The sequence below is a fragment of the Flavobacterium sp. SOK18b genome, from assembly GCF_014156605.1.
GTDB lineage: Bacteria > Bacteroidota > Bacteroidia > Flavobacteriales > Flavobacteriaceae > Flavobacterium > Flavobacterium tiangeerense.
In genome coordinates this window covers 21,447-33,129 of sequence record NZ_QKNZ01000096.1, presented here as the reverse complement: position 1 = coordinate 33,129, position 11,683 = coordinate 21,447, and the positions used below count along the sequence as shown (strand labels likewise).

Sequence of the window (11,683 nt, the reverse complement as noted above, 5' to 3'; positions counted from 1 at the left end):
GCATCAATCTAAGGGTGTGTTGTATGGTGGGGCGATTGATTATTTAATTTTTAAAAGTTTGTTTTTTGATAATGAGTTATTTAATTTTTGTAACTGTTTGGTATATTCGATTTTAATGTATACTTTTGCACTCCCTGTTTGAGAACAGCTGTTGTTTTTAAATTGAAGGGAGTTTTAGTAATTAATAATTAATATTTATGTCTGGGTTAATTGGTAGAAAAATCGGCATGACTAGTATTTTCGACGAAAACGGGAAGAATATTCCTTGTACAGTAATCGAAGCAGGTCCATGTGTTGTTACCCAAGTCAGAACCAAAGGTGTTGACGGGTACGAAGCGTTGCAACTAGGTTTCGATGACAAAAACGAGAAACATTCCACAAAAGCGGCTTTAGGTCACTTTAAAAAAGCTGGAACTGTAGCTAAGAAAAAAGTCGTTGAATTCCAAGATTTTGCAACTGAACAAAAATTAGGAGATCTTATTGATGTTTCTATTTTTGCTGAAGGTGAATTTGTAGATGTACAAGGTGTATCTAAAGGTAAAGGTTTTCAAGGGGTTGTAAAACGTCACGGTTTTGGTGGTGTTGGTCAAGCAACTCACGGTCAGCACAACCGTTTAAGAGCGCCAGGTTCTGTGGGAGCTTCTTCTTATCCATCTAGAGTATTCAAAGGAATGCGTATGGCTGGACGTATGGGAGGAGACAATGTAAAAGTTCAAAACCTTAGAGTTTTAAAAGTAGTGGCTGAAAAGAACCTACTTGTTATTAAAGGATGTGTTCCTGGTCATAACAACTCTTATGTAATCATTCAGAAGTAATGGAAGCAAAAGTATTAGATTTCAACGGAAAAGATACTGGAAGAAAAGTTCAACTTTCTGATTCAGTATTTGGTATAGAGCCAAACAATCACGCAGTATATCTTGATGTAAAGCAATATCTTGCTAATCAAAGACAAGGAACGCACAAAGCTAAAGAAAGAGCTGAAGTTGCTGGAAGTACTCGTAAGATAAAAAAGCAAAAAGGTACAGGTACAGCCCGTGCTGGTAGTGCTAAAAACCCTTTATTTAAAGGTGGGGGAACCGTTTTTGGTCCAAGACCAAGAAGTTATTCTTTCAAATTGAATAAAAACTTAAAGCGTTTAGCAAGAAAATCTGCTTTTTCTATCAAAGCTAAAGAGTCAAACATTATCGTTCTTGAAGACTTTAATTTTGAAACTCCAAACACTAAAAATTTCATCAACGTTTTGAAAGCTTTAGAGTTAGAGAATAAAAAATCCCTTTTTGTATTGGGTGATTCAAATAAAAATGTATATTTGTCGTCACGTAATTTAAAAAGCTCTAGCGTTGTAAGTAGCTTAGAATTAAGCACTTACGCTATATTAAACGCTAATAATTTAGTGCTTTTAGAGAGTTCTTTGGAGATAATTGAAGAAAATTTAAGTAAATAATAGGATATGAGCATCATTATTAAGCCTATAGTAACGGAAAAAGTAACCAAAGAAAGTGAAGTTTTAAACCGCTTCGGATTCGTTGTTGACAGAAAAGCAAACAAAGTTCAAATTAAGAAAGCTGTTGAGGCTGCTTATGGTGTAACTATTGTTAGTGTTAACACAATGAATGTGAGACCAGATAGAACTACTAAATACACTAAAAGTGGTTTAATCAGTGGAAAGACAAATGCAATTAAAAAAGCGATTGTTCAAGTACAAGAAGGAGAAACAATTGATTTTTACAACAATATCTAAGATAAAATGTCAGTAAGAAAATTAAAACCTATTACCCCAGGTCAGCGATTTAGAGTTGTGAATGGTTATGACGCCATTACAACTGATAAGCCGGAACGCTCTTTGATAGCGCCGATAAAAAACTCTGGTGGTAGAAATAGTCAAGGAAAGATGACCATGCGTTATACGGGTGGTGGTCACAAGCAGAGATATCGTATTATTGATTTTAAACGTACTAAAGAAGGAATTCCTGCTACGGTTAAATCAATCGAATATGATCCTAACAGAACTGCATTTATCGCTTTATTAGCTTATGCTGATGGTGAGAAAACTTATATTATCGCTCAAAACGGATTGAAAGTTGGTCAGAAACTTGTTTCTGGTCCAGAATCTCAACCTGAGATTGGTAATACTTTACCTTTAAGTAGAGTTCCACTAGGAACTGTAATTTCTTGTATTGAATTGAGACCAGGTCAAGGTGCAGTTATTGCACGTTCTGCTGGAACTTTTGCTCAATTAATGGCAAGAGATGGTAAATACGCTACAATTAAAATGCCTTCAGGTGAAACAAGATTGATCTTGTTAACTTGTTCTGCAACTATTGGAGCTGTATCTAACTCTGATCATCAATTAGTTGTTTCTGGTAAAGCTGGTAGAACTAGATGGTTAGGTAGAAGACCTAGAACAAGACCTGTAGCAATGAACCCTGTAGATCACCCAATGGGAGGTGGTGAAGGACGTTCTTCTGGTGGACATCCACGTTCAAGAAATGGAATACCAGCAAAAGGTTATAGAACACGTTCTAAGAAAAACCCGAGTAACAAGTATATCGTAGAACGTAGAAAGAAATAATAAGATATGGCACGTTCATTAAAAAAAGGACCTTTTGTTCATTATAAATTAGACAAGAAAGTTCAAGAAAATATTGCAGGTGGAAATAAAGGAGTGGTTAAGACTTGGTCTAGAGCTTCTATGATTACTCCAGATTTTGTTGGACAAACTATCGCAGTTCACAACGGTCGTCAATTTGTACCGGTTTATGTAACTGAAAACATGGTAGGTCACAAATTAGGAGAATTTTCACCAACGAGATCTTTTAGAGGTCATGCTGGAGCAAAAAATAAAGGTAAAAAATAAGAAGCAATGGGAGTTCGTAAAAGAGAAACAGCAGATGCAAGAAAAGAGGCAAATAAGTCTTTGGCCTTCGCAAAGTTAAATAACTGCCCTACTTCACCTAGAAAAATGCGCTTAGTAGCAGATCTAGTAAGAGGTCAGAAGGTAGAAAGAGCACTTAACATACTAAGATTTAGTTCTAAAGAAGCTTCAAGAAAATTAGAAAAATTGGTTTTATCTGTAATTGCTAACTGGCAAGCAAAAAACCCTGAAGCTAATATGGAAGAAGCTGGTTTATTTGTTAAGGAAATCCGTGTAGATGGTGGAATGATGTTGAAAAGACTTCGTCCAGCTCCACAAGGAAGAGCACATAGAATAAGAAAACGTTCTAATCACGTTACAATCGTGTTAGGGGCTATCAATAACACACAAAGCAATTCTTAAGCAGCATGGGACAAAAGACAAATCCAATTGGAAACAGACTTGGTATCATCAGAGGATGGGACTCAAACTGGTATGGTGGAAATGATTACGGTGATAAACTTGCCGAAGATCACAAAATCAGAAAGTATATCCATGCTCGTTTATCAAAAGCTAGTGTATCTAAAGTAATAATCGAGAGAACTTTAAAACTTGTAACCGTTACTATCACTACTGCTAGACCTGGTATTATTATCGGTAAAGGTGGACAAGAGGTAGACAAGTTGAAAGAAGAACTTAAGAAAATTACTGACAAAGAGGTTCAAATTAACATCTTTGAAATTAAAAGACCTGAGCTTGACGCGTATCTAGTTGCTACAAGCATCTGTCGTCAAATCGAAAGCAGAATTTCTTACAGACGTGCAATCAAAATGGCTATTGCTGCTTCTATGCGTATGAACGCAGAAGGTATCAAAGTTTTGATTTCTGGTCGTTTGAATGGTGCTGAGATGGCTCGTTCAGAGGGTTTCAAAGAAGGTAGAATTCCTCTATCAACTTTCAGAGCTGATATTGATTATGCTTTGGCTGAAGCTCATACTACTTATGGTAGAATGGGTATCAAAGTATGGATCATGAAAGGTGAAGTTTATGGAAAGAGAGATCTTTCTCCACTAGCCGGAATGGACAAAAAACAATCTGGTGCTGGAGGTAAAGGTGGTGATTCTCCAAGAGGAGACAGAAAACCTTTTAACAAAGGTGGAAAACCAGACGCTCGTAAACGAAAGTAATTTTTAAATTAAAGAAAAATGTTACAGCCTAAAAGAACAAAATACCGTAAGGTACAGAAAGGTAAAATGAAAGGGAACTCTCAAAGAGGGCATGAACTTTCTAATGGAATGTTTGGTATTAAATCTGTACATGAAGATGGAATGTTTTTAACTTCTCGTCAAATAGAAGCGGCTCGTATTGCTGCCACTCGTTTCATGAAAAGAGAGGGACAATTATGGATCAAAATATTTCCAGACAAACCAATCACAAAGAAACCTCTTGAGGTACGTATGGGTAAAGGTAAAGGTGCAGTTGAATACTGGGCAGCCGTTGTTAAACCCGGAAGAATTATGTTTGAAGTTGGAGGAGTACCTTTGTCAGTTGCTAAAGAGGCGTTACGTCTAGCAGCACAAAAGCTTCCAGTAAAAACTAAATTTGTTGTTGCAAGAGATTTCGAAGCATAATTTATACTATATTATGAAACAATCAGAAATAAAAAATCTTTCTGCAGCAGAGTTGCAAGAGAAACTTAGCCAGACTAAGAAAACATATGCTGATCTTAAAATGGCTCACGCTATTTCACCAATTGAGAATCCACTTCAAATTAGAGGTGTGAGAAGAACTGTTGCAAGATTAGCTACTGAACTTACTAAAAGACAATAACTGTAGTCTGCTGAAAGATGGAAGAAAAAAGAAATTTAAGAAAAGAGAGAATTGGTGTTGTAACTTCAGACAAAATGGATAAATCTATTGTTGTTGCTGAAGTTCGTAAAGTAAAACACCCATTATACGGTAAGTTCGTGTTGAAAACTAAAAAGTATCACGCACACGACGAAATGAACGACTGTAACGTTGGAGATACTGTAAGGATTAGCGAGACTCGTCCTTTAAGTAAAACAAAATGTTGGAGGTTAGTTGAAATCTTAGAAAGAGCTAAATAATTATGGTACAACAAGAATCAAGACTAAAAGTAGCAGATAACACTGGAGCAAAGGAAGTTTTAACTATCCGTGTTTTAGGAGGTACCAAAAGAAGGTATGCCTCTGTTGGTGACAAGATTGTAGTTTCTATCAAAGATACTGCTCCAAACGGAAGCGTTAAAAAAGGAGCTGTTTCAACTGCAGTTGTTGTACGTACCAAAAAAGAAGTAAGAAGAGCCGATGGTTCATACATTAGATTTGATGATAACGCTTGCGTATTATTGAATGCTGCTGGTGAAATGAGAGGAACTCGTGTTTTTGGTCCGGTAGCAAGAGAACTTCGTGAAAAACAATTCATGAAAATTGTATCATTAGCACCAGAAGTGCTTTAATTCGTTTTAAGATGATAAAGCTAAAAATAAAATCAGGTGACATCGTTAGAGTAATTGCTGGAGACCATAAAGGTGCTGAAGGTAAAGTAGTAAGCGTTGATCGTGAAAAGAACAAAGCAATTGTTGAAGGTGTTAATATGGTTTCTAAGCATACGAAACCAAGTGCAAAAAGCCCTCAAGGTGGTATTGTAAAGAAAGAAGCTCCAATACAAATATCTAACATCTCTTTAATTGATCCTAAAACTAAGGAAGCAACAAGAGTAGGTATTAGAGTAGAAGGAGATAAGAAAGTAAGATTTTCAAAAAAATCTAATCAAGTACTATAGTAATGGCGTATATACCTAGACTAAAAGAAGAATATAAGAGCAGAGTAATTGCTGCTCTTAAAGAGGAATTCGGATACGTAAACGTAATGCAAGTTCCTAAATTGGACAAAATCGTTTTAAGTAAAGGAGTTGGTGCAGCTGTATCTGATAAAAAACTTATTGACTATGCAGTTGATGAGTTGACAAAGATCACTGGACAGAAAGCAGTTTCAACTATCTCTAAGAAAGACGTTGCGTCTTTTAAATTGAGAAAAGGAATGCCAATTGGTGCTAAAGTTACTTTGCGTGGAGAAAGAATGTATGAGTTTCTTGATAGACTTATTACTTCTGCATTACCTCGCGTAAGAGATTTTAGCGGAATTAAGGCTACAGGTTTTGATGGTAGAGGAAATTATAACCTTGGTGTTTTAGAACAAATTATTTTTCCAGAAATTGATATTGACAAAGTTAATAAAATCTCTGGTATGGATATTACCTTCGTAACTACCGCAAAGACTGACAAAGAAGCTAAGTCGTTATTAACAGAATTAGGTTTACCTTTTAAAAAGAACTAAGACATGGCTAAAGAATCAATGAAAGCCCGTGAGGTTAAGAGAGAAAAAACGGTTGCAAAGTATGCAGAGAAAAGAAAAGCTTTGTTAGAAGCTGGAGATTTCGTAGGTTTGCAAAAGTTACCAAAAAATGCTTCACCTGTTCGTTTACACAATCGTTGTAAATTAACTGGAAGACCAAGAGGTTATATGCGTCAATTTGGTATTTCACGTGTTACATTTCGTGAAATGGCAAATAACGGATTAATTCCTGGTGTGAAAAAAGCATCTTGGTAATAGCATAGTTTTGCTTTCAGATACAGACTTAACATTTGTTTAGTCTGTATCTTTAATATTTATAAATTGGTTTAAGGTTCAATAAATCGTTTGTTGAAAACCAAGACCGCAAATTAATACACATGTATACAGATCCTATTGCTGATTATTTGACAAGAGTTCGTAACGCTGTGGCCGCAAACCACAAAGTTGTTGAAATTCCTGCATCTAATCTAAAAAAAGAAATAACTAAGATCTTATTTGATCAAGGTTATATTTTGAGTTACAAATTTGAAGACAACGCTGTTCAGGGGTCTATCAAAATCGCTTTGAAGTATGATAAAGATACTAAAGAGTCTGTAATCAAAGATATTCAGAGAATTAGTAAACCAGGTTTACGTAAATATTCAAGTTCTGCTAATATACCAAGAATCTTAAATGGTTTAGGTATTGCTATTGTTTCTACTTCAAAAGGTTTGATGACTGGTAAACAAGCAAAGCAATTGAATGTAGGTGGTGAAGTAATTTGTTACGTATACTAATTTAAAGACTATAATAAGATGTCAAGAATAGGTAAAAATCCTATAATAGTTCCTGCAGGTGTTACTGTTGAAGTAGCAAACGGAGTTATTACAGTTAAGGGAAAAAACGGTCAACTAACTCAGGAGTTTTCGGACGTTACTGTAACAGTTGAAGATGGTCAAGTTCAAGTTGACAGGTCATCTGATCATAAAGATCAAAGAGCAAAACATGGTTTGTATCGTTCACTTATCAACAACATGATAGTTGGTGTTACAGATGGTTTTACTAAATCGTTAGAACTTGTTGGAGTTGGTTATAGAGCTTCAAATCAAGGTCAAAAATTAGATTTAGCTCTTGGTTTTTCACACAATATTATTTTAGAGATTGCTCCTGAAGTTACTTTAGAAACTATATCTGAGAAAGGTAAAAACCCAATTGTAAAGTTAACATCATTTGATAAACAACTTTTAGGTCAAGTAGCTGCGAAAATTAGAGGTTTCCGTAAGCCAGAGCCATACAAAGGAAAAGGAGTTAAATTCGTGGGTGAAGTATTAAGAAGAAAAGCAGGTAAATCAGCTTAAAAAATAAGATTATGTCATTAACAAAACCTGAAAGAAGACAAAGAATTAGATTCAGAATTAGAAAGACAATTAGTGGTACTGCTACTAATCCAAGACTATCTGTTTTTAGAAGTAATAAAGAAATTTACGCTCAATTAATTGATGACGTAAACGGAGTTACTTTGCTAGCAGCTTCTTCAAGAGAAAAAGAAATAGGTAAGGGTACGAATATTGAAGTTGCTACAGCAGTTGGGAAATTGGTTGCTGAAAAAGCTTTAAAAGCTGGGATAGAAGTTGTAACTTTTGATAGAGGAGGTTACTTGTATCACGGGCGTATTAAATCATTAGCAGAAGGCGCGAGAGCGGCTGGACTTAAATTCTAATATAGTATGTCTAATAGTAAATACAAAAATGTAGAGTTGGTAAAACCTAGTGGTCTTGAATTAAAAGATCGTTTGGTGAGTGTAAATCGTGTTACTAAAGTTACAAAGGGTGGTAGAGCTTTTGGTTTTTCTGCTATTGTAGTTGTAGGTGATGAAAACGGTGTTGTTGGTCACGGTTTAGGTAAATCTAAAGATGTTTCTGAAGCTATTGCAAAAGCAGTAGAAGATGCTAAGAAAAATCTAGTAAAGATTCCTTTGAATGGTCAATCTGTACCTCACGAACAAAAAGGTAAATTTGGTGGTGCACGTGTATTTTTAATTCCTGCATCTCATGGTACTGGAGTTATTGCTGGTGGAGCTGTTCGTTCAGTTTTAGAATCAGTTGGTATACATGATGTACTTTCAAAATCACAAGGATCTTCAAATCCACACAACGTGGTAAAAGCAACTTTTGATGCTTTATTACAAATGAGAAGTGCTTACACTGTTGCAAAACAAAGAGGTGTTTCTTTAGAGAAAGTTTTTAAAGGTTAATACAAGGAAATTATGGCTAAATTATTAGTAAAACAAGTTAGAAGCAAAATCAACTGTCCACTTTCTCAAAAAAGAGGATTAGAAGCTTTAGGTCTACGTAAAATGGGACAAGTTGTAGCGCATGATTCAAATCCTACAATCCTTGGTATGATAAATAAAGTTAAACACTTAGTTTCTGTTGAAGAAGCTAAATAACAAATACTGTTATGAATTTAAGTAACTTACAACCTGCTGAAGGTTCTACGCACAATCAAAATAAAAGATTAGGTAGAGGAGAAGGTTCTGGAAAAGGTGGTACCTCTGCAAGAGGACATAAAGGAGCAAAATCTCGTTCTGGTTATTCTAAAAAGATTGGTTTTGAAGGTGGGCAAATGCCACTTCAAAGACGTGTACCTAAGTTTGGTTTTACAAACATCAATCGTAAAGATTACGAAGGTGTCAATCTTGATACTCTTCAACTTTTAGTTGAAAATGGTATCGTTCAAGATACTGTTGATATGTCAGTTTATGTTGCTAACCGTTTGGCTACCAAAAATGAAATCGTTAAGATTTTAGGTAGAGGTGAATTGAAAGCAAAATTAAAAGTAACCGCTCACAAATTTACTGCTACTGCAAAAGCTGCTATCGAAGCTGCTGGTGGAGAAGCTATAGTAATGTAATTTTCTGTATAATATGAAGAAATTTATTGAATCAATAGGTAATGTTTGGAAAATTGAAGAACTAAAAAATAGAATTCTAATTACTTTCGGTCTTCTTTTAGTTTATCGTTTTGGTGCTCAAGTGACCTTACCAGGTATTGATGCAACTCAATTGGCTAATTTAGCCGGACAGACCAAAGAAGGAATTGGTTCAATTCTTGACATGTTTACTGGTGGTGCATTTTCTCAAGCTTCTGTTTTTGCACTTGGGATTATGCCATACATTTCTGCATCTATTGTAGTCCAGCTTATGGGAATTGCGATTCCTTATTTGCAAAAGCTTCAAAGTGATGGAGAGAGTGGTAGAAAAAAAATAAATCAAATCACACGTTGGTTGACAATTGGAATTACTTTAGTTCAAGGACCTACCTACATCTATAACTTGTATAGAACTCTTCCTGGTAATGCTTTTTTATTAGGTTTTAATTCTTTTGAGTTTTTATTCTCTTCTGTTGTAATTCTTGTTACTGGTACCATTTTTGCAATGTGGCTTGGTGAAAAAATTACTGACAAAGGAATTGGAAATGGTATTTCATTATTGATTATGGTAGGAATACTTGCTAGATTGCCTCAAGCTTTTATGCAAGAATTCACATCAAGAGTTTCAAATAACAATGGAGGACCAATGTTATTGGTTATTGAAATTATTCTTTGGTTGTTGGTAATTATTAGCTGTGTGCTTTTAGTGATGGCAGTAAGAAGAATTCCTGTTCAATATGCTAGACGCACAACGTCTGGAGATTTTGAACAAGATATGATGAATGGTAATAGACAGTGGATTCCTTTAAAGCTTAATGCTTCTGGGGTTATGCCAATTATTTTTGCGCAAGCAATTATGTTTATTCCTGCAGCACTAGCTGGTTTATCAGATTCAGATACTTCACAGTCAATAGTTGGAGCATTCAGTAATATGTTTGGTTTTTGGTATAATTTTGTATTTGCAACGTTAATCATTGTATTTACATTCTTTTACACGGCTATTACAGTTCCAACAAATAAAATGTCTGATGATTTAAAGAGAAGTGGTGGTTTTATTCCTGGTGTTAAGCCTGGTGTTGAAACTTCTGACTACCTTGATAAAGTGATGTCTTTAATTACATTCCCTGGATCAATATTTCTTGCTTTGATCGCTGTGTTCCCTGCGATAGTTGTAAGCTTGATGGATGTTCAACAATCATGGGCAATGTTTTTTGGAGGTACTTCATTAATTATTATGGTTGGTGTTGCCATTGACACTGTTCAACAAATCAATTCATACCTGTTGAATAAGCATTATGATGGATTAATGAAAAGTGGTAAAAATAGAAAAGCAGTAGCTTAATTTATGGCAAAACAATCAGCAATAGAACAAGACGGTTCAATCATTGAAGCATTATCAAATGCAATGTTCCGTGTAGAGTTAGAGAATGGACATATTGTAATTGCACATATTTCTGGTAAAATGCGTATGCATTACATTAAATTATTACCTGGTGATAAGGTTAAACTAGAAATGAGCCCTTACGATTTGTCAAAAGCGAGAATTACTTATAGATATTAAAGGATATTCAAAAATGAAAGTTAGAGCTTCAGTAAAAAAGAGAAGTCCCGAGTGCAAAATTGTACGAAGAAAAGGGAGATTGTACGTAATAAACAAAAAGAATCCTAGATTTAAACAAAGACAAGGATAATTATGGCAAGAATAGCAGGGGTAGATATCCCAAAAAATAAGAGAGGTGTTATTGCACTAACCTATATCTTTGGATTAGGTAGAAGTAGAGCTGTTGAGATTTTAGAAAAAGCTCAAGTTAGCCAAGACAAAAAAGTTCAAGATTGGAATGATGACGAGATCGGAGCAATTCGTGATGCTGTATCATCTTTCAAAATTGAAGGTGAATTGCGTTCAGAAGTTTCTTTAAACATCAAACGTTTAATGGATATTGGATGTTATAGAGGTATTCGTCATAGAACAGGTCTTCCTTTAAGAGGACAAAGAACTAAGAACAACTCTAGAACAAGAAAAGGTAAAAGAAAAACTGTTGCTAACAAGAAAAAAGCAACTAAATAATAAGTAATATGGCTAAAGCAACAGCAAAAAAACGTAAAGTTATCGTTGAATCAACGGGTGAAGCTCATATTTCTGCTACCTTCAATAACATTATCATTTCTTTGACTAATAAAAAAGGTGAAGTTATTTCATGGTCTTCAGCTGGTAAAATGGGTTTCAGAGGTTCTAAAAAGAACACTCCGTATGCAGCTCAAATGGCAGCAGAAGATTGTAGTAAAGTAGCTCTTGAAGCTGGACTTAAAAAAGTTAAAGTTTATGTAAAAGGACCAGGAAACGGACGTGAGTCTGCTATTCGTTCTTTGCACAATGGTGGTATTGAGGTTACTGAAATTATTGATGTTACTCCAATGCCTCACAACGGATGTCGTCCTCCTAAAAGACGTAGAGTATAATACTCAAAATAATAATTATAGTATAACCTAGATTGAATTTCGATTATCGAAGGATTTGACCTGAATTCATAATCTCAATCTT

Annotated in this window: 25 protein-coding genes; all 25 read left to right on the top strand. The window is 35.0% G+C overall.

Annotated elements, in window-relative coordinates:
- Positions 1-197: 197 nt before the first annotated feature.
- Positions 198-815: a 50S ribosomal protein L3 gene (rplC, locus tag DNC80_RS13240; RefSeq protein ID WP_072945403.1), complete on the top strand. Its 618-nt coding sequence runs from the start codon at positions 198-200 to the stop codon at positions 813-815.
- Positions 815-1,444: a 50S ribosomal protein L4 gene (rplD, locus tag DNC80_RS13235; RefSeq protein ID WP_144893904.1), complete on the top strand. Its 630-nt coding sequence runs from the start codon at positions 815-817 to the stop codon at positions 1,442-1,444. Before rplC ends, rplD begins: the two co-directional genes overlap by 1 nt.
- Positions 1,445-1,450: 6 nt before the next feature.
- The gene (rplW, locus tag DNC80_RS13230) at positions 1,451-1,741 is read left to right on the top strand and encodes a 50S ribosomal protein L23 (protein WP_073370568.1); all 291 of its coding nucleotides are present in this window, start codon (positions 1,451-1,453) and stop codon (positions 1,739-1,741) included.
- 6 nt (positions 1,742-1,747) lie between these two features.
- The gene (gene rplB / locus DNC80_RS13225; protein WP_144893902.1) at positions 1,748-2,572 is read left to right on the top strand and encodes a 50S ribosomal protein L2; all 825 of its coding nucleotides are present in this window, start codon (positions 1,748-1,750) and stop codon (positions 2,570-2,572) included.
- Positions 2,573-2,578: 6 nt separating this feature from the next.
- Positions 2,579-2,857 carry a 30S ribosomal protein S19 gene (rpsS, locus tag DNC80_RS13220; RefSeq protein ID WP_007136562.1) on the top strand — a complete coding sequence of 93 codons (279 nt, stop codon included), beginning with the start codon at positions 2,579-2,581 and terminating at the stop codon, positions 2,855-2,857.
- A gap of 6 nt (positions 2,858-2,863) precedes the next feature.
- Positions 2,864-3,277 carry a 50S ribosomal protein L22 gene (gene rplV, locus DNC80_RS13215; RefSeq protein WP_035668120.1) on the top strand — a complete coding sequence of 138 codons (414 nt, stop codon included), beginning with the start codon at positions 2,864-2,866 and terminating at the stop codon, positions 3,275-3,277.
- A 5-nt stretch (positions 3,278-3,282) separates the two neighbouring features.
- A complete protein-coding gene (gene rpsC / locus DNC80_RS13210; protein WP_035668118.1) occupies positions 3,283-4,041 on the top strand; it encodes a 30S ribosomal protein S3 in 759 nt (252 codons plus the stop codon).
- Positions 4,042-4,059: 18 nt separating this feature from the next.
- Positions 4,060-4,485, top strand: coding sequence for a 50S ribosomal protein L16 (gene rplP, locus DNC80_RS13205; RefSeq protein WP_007803637.1), 426 nt, complete (start codon positions 4,060-4,062; stop codon positions 4,483-4,485).
- A 13-nt stretch (positions 4,486-4,498) separates the two neighbouring features.
- Positions 4,499-4,684, top strand: a complete 186-nt coding sequence (rpmC, locus tag DNC80_RS13200) for a 50S ribosomal protein L29 (protein ID WP_086452760.1) — start codon at positions 4,499-4,501, stop codon at positions 4,682-4,684.
- A 17-nt stretch (positions 4,685-4,701) separates the two neighbouring features.
- Positions 4,702-4,962 (top strand): 30S ribosomal protein S17, encoded by a 261-nt coding sequence (gene rpsQ / locus DNC80_RS13195; RefSeq protein WP_086452759.1) that lies wholly within the window; start codon positions 4,702-4,704, stop codon positions 4,960-4,962.
- Positions 4,963-4,964: 2 nt separating this feature from the next.
- A complete protein-coding gene (gene rplN / locus DNC80_RS13190) occupies positions 4,965-5,333 on the top strand; it encodes a 50S ribosomal protein L14 (protein ID WP_026717863.1) in 369 nt (122 codons plus the stop codon).
- An 11-nt stretch (positions 5,334-5,344) separates the two neighbouring features.
- Positions 5,345-5,659, top strand: coding sequence for a 50S ribosomal protein L24 (rplX, locus tag DNC80_RS13185; protein ID WP_144893898.1), 315 nt, complete (start codon positions 5,345-5,347; stop codon positions 5,657-5,659).
- A 2-nt stretch (positions 5,660-5,661) separates the two neighbouring features.
- Entirely contained in the window at positions 5,662-6,213 is a 552-nt protein-coding gene (rplE, locus tag DNC80_RS13180; protein ID WP_086452757.1) for a 50S ribosomal protein L5, read from the top strand.
- 3 nt (positions 6,214-6,216) lie between these two features.
- Positions 6,217-6,486 carry a 30S ribosomal protein S14 gene (gene rpsN / locus DNC80_RS13175; protein WP_026707007.1) on the top strand — a complete coding sequence of 90 codons (270 nt, stop codon included), beginning with the start codon at positions 6,217-6,219 and terminating at the stop codon, positions 6,484-6,486.
- 122 nt (positions 6,487-6,608) lie between these two features.
- Complete coding sequence (gene rpsH, locus DNC80_RS13170) at positions 6,609-7,007, top strand: 30S ribosomal protein S8 (protein ID WP_086452756.1); 399 nt, start codon at positions 6,609-6,611, stop codon at positions 7,005-7,007.
- An 18-nt stretch (positions 7,008-7,025) separates the two neighbouring features.
- Positions 7,026-7,568: a 50S ribosomal protein L6 gene (rplF, locus tag DNC80_RS13165; RefSeq protein WP_182651617.1), complete on the top strand. Its 543-nt coding sequence runs from the start codon at positions 7,026-7,028 to the stop codon at positions 7,566-7,568.
- An 11-nt stretch (positions 7,569-7,579) separates the two neighbouring features.
- Positions 7,580-7,930 carry a 50S ribosomal protein L18 gene (rplR, locus tag DNC80_RS13160; RefSeq protein WP_086452754.1) on the top strand — a complete coding sequence of 117 codons (351 nt, stop codon included), beginning with the start codon at positions 7,580-7,582 and terminating at the stop codon, positions 7,928-7,930.
- Positions 7,931-7,936: 6 nt separating this feature from the next.
- Complete coding sequence (gene rpsE, locus DNC80_RS13155; RefSeq protein ID WP_035668102.1) at positions 7,937-8,464, top strand: 30S ribosomal protein S5; 528 nt, start codon at positions 7,937-7,939, stop codon at positions 8,462-8,464.
- A 12-nt stretch (positions 8,465-8,476) separates the two neighbouring features.
- Positions 8,477-8,659: a 50S ribosomal protein L30 gene (rpmD, locus tag DNC80_RS13150; RefSeq protein ID WP_086452753.1), complete on the top strand. Its 183-nt coding sequence runs from the start codon at positions 8,477-8,479 to the stop codon at positions 8,657-8,659.
- An 11-nt stretch (positions 8,660-8,670) separates the two neighbouring features.
- Positions 8,671-9,123 (top strand): 50S ribosomal protein L15, encoded by a 453-nt coding sequence (gene rplO, locus DNC80_RS13145; RefSeq protein ID WP_086452752.1) that lies wholly within the window; start codon positions 8,671-8,673, stop codon positions 9,121-9,123.
- Positions 9,124-9,136: 13 nt separating this feature from the next.
- On the top strand, positions 9,137-10,483 hold the full coding sequence (gene secY / locus DNC80_RS13140) for a preprotein translocase subunit SecY (protein ID WP_144893896.1): 1,347 nt from the start codon (positions 9,137-9,139) through the stop codon (positions 10,481-10,483).
- A 3-nt stretch (positions 10,484-10,486) separates the two neighbouring features.
- Entirely contained in the window at positions 10,487-10,702 is a 216-nt protein-coding gene (infA, locus tag DNC80_RS13135) for a translation initiation factor IF-1 (protein ID WP_007136545.1), read from the top strand.
- Positions 10,703-10,715: 13 nt separating this feature from the next.
- Complete coding sequence (ykgO, locus tag DNC80_RS13130) at positions 10,716-10,832, top strand: type B 50S ribosomal protein L36 (protein WP_008992256.1); 117 nt, start codon at positions 10,716-10,718, stop codon at positions 10,830-10,832.
- Between the two features lie 2 nt (positions 10,833-10,834).
- On the top strand, positions 10,835-11,209 hold the full coding sequence (gene rpsM / locus DNC80_RS13125; protein ID WP_144893894.1) for a 30S ribosomal protein S13: 375 nt from the start codon (positions 10,835-10,837) through the stop codon (positions 11,207-11,209).
- An 8-nt stretch (positions 11,210-11,217) separates the two neighbouring features.
- Positions 11,218-11,601, top strand: a complete 384-nt coding sequence (rpsK, locus tag DNC80_RS13120; protein ID WP_024981527.1) for a 30S ribosomal protein S11 — start codon at positions 11,218-11,220, stop codon at positions 11,599-11,601.
- The last annotated feature ends 82 nt before the right edge of the window (positions 11,602-11,683 follow it).

Coding starts and splice junctions, on each gene's coding strand:
- rplC (WP_072945403.1), top strand. CDS start 198: ATGTCTGGGTTAATTGGTAGAAAAATCGGCATGACTAGTATTTTCGAC.
- rplD (WP_144893904.1), top strand. CDS start 815: ATGGAAGCAAAAGTATTAGATTTCAACGGAAAAGATACTGGAAGAAAA.
- rplW (WP_073370568.1), top strand. CDS start 1,451: ATGAGCATCATTATTAAGCCTATAGTAACGGAAAAAGTAACCAAAGAA.
- rplB (WP_144893902.1), top strand. CDS start 1,748: ATGTCAGTAAGAAAATTAAAACCTATTACCCCAGGTCAGCGATTTAGA.
- rpsS (WP_007136562.1), top strand. CDS start 2,579: ATGGCACGTTCATTAAAAAAAGGACCTTTTGTTCATTATAAATTAGAC.
- rplV (WP_035668120.1), top strand. CDS start 2,864: ATGGGAGTTCGTAAAAGAGAAACAGCAGATGCAAGAAAAGAGGCAAAT.
- rpsC (WP_035668118.1), top strand. CDS start 3,283: ATGGGACAAAAGACAAATCCAATTGGAAACAGACTTGGTATCATCAGA.
- rplP (WP_007803637.1), top strand. CDS start 4,060: ATGTTACAGCCTAAAAGAACAAAATACCGTAAGGTACAGAAAGGTAAA.
- rpmC (WP_086452760.1), top strand. CDS start 4,499: ATGAAACAATCAGAAATAAAAAATCTTTCTGCAGCAGAGTTGCAAGAG.
- rpsQ (WP_086452759.1), top strand. CDS start 4,702: ATGGAAGAAAAAAGAAATTTAAGAAAAGAGAGAATTGGTGTTGTAACT.
- rplN (WP_026717863.1), top strand. CDS start 4,965: ATGGTACAACAAGAATCAAGACTAAAAGTAGCAGATAACACTGGAGCA.
- rplX (WP_144893898.1), top strand. CDS start 5,345: ATGATAAAGCTAAAAATAAAATCAGGTGACATCGTTAGAGTAATTGCT.
- rplE (WP_086452757.1), top strand. CDS start 5,662: ATGGCGTATATACCTAGACTAAAAGAAGAATATAAGAGCAGAGTAATT.
- rpsN (WP_026707007.1), top strand. CDS start 6,217: ATGGCTAAAGAATCAATGAAAGCCCGTGAGGTTAAGAGAGAAAAAACG.
- rpsH (WP_086452756.1), top strand. CDS start 6,609: ATGTATACAGATCCTATTGCTGATTATTTGACAAGAGTTCGTAACGCT.
- rplF (WP_182651617.1), top strand. CDS start 7,026: ATGTCAAGAATAGGTAAAAATCCTATAATAGTTCCTGCAGGTGTTACT.
- rplR (WP_086452754.1), top strand. CDS start 7,580: ATGTCATTAACAAAACCTGAAAGAAGACAAAGAATTAGATTCAGAATT.
- rpsE (WP_035668102.1), top strand. CDS start 7,937: ATGTCTAATAGTAAATACAAAAATGTAGAGTTGGTAAAACCTAGTGGT.
- rpmD (WP_086452753.1), top strand. CDS start 8,477: ATGGCTAAATTATTAGTAAAACAAGTTAGAAGCAAAATCAACTGTCCA.
- rplO (WP_086452752.1), top strand. CDS start 8,671: ATGAATTTAAGTAACTTACAACCTGCTGAAGGTTCTACGCACAATCAA.
- secY (WP_144893896.1), top strand. CDS start 9,137: ATGAAGAAATTTATTGAATCAATAGGTAATGTTTGGAAAATTGAAGAA.
- infA (WP_007136545.1), top strand. CDS start 10,487: ATGGCAAAACAATCAGCAATAGAACAAGACGGTTCAATCATTGAAGCA.
- ykgO (WP_008992256.1), top strand. CDS start 10,716: ATGAAAGTTAGAGCTTCAGTAAAAAAGAGAAGTCCCGAGTGCAAAATT.
- rpsM (WP_144893894.1), top strand. CDS start 10,835: ATGGCAAGAATAGCAGGGGTAGATATCCCAAAAAATAAGAGAGGTGTT.
- rpsK (WP_024981527.1), top strand. CDS start 11,218: ATGGCTAAAGCAACAGCAAAAAAACGTAAAGTTATCGTTGAATCAACG.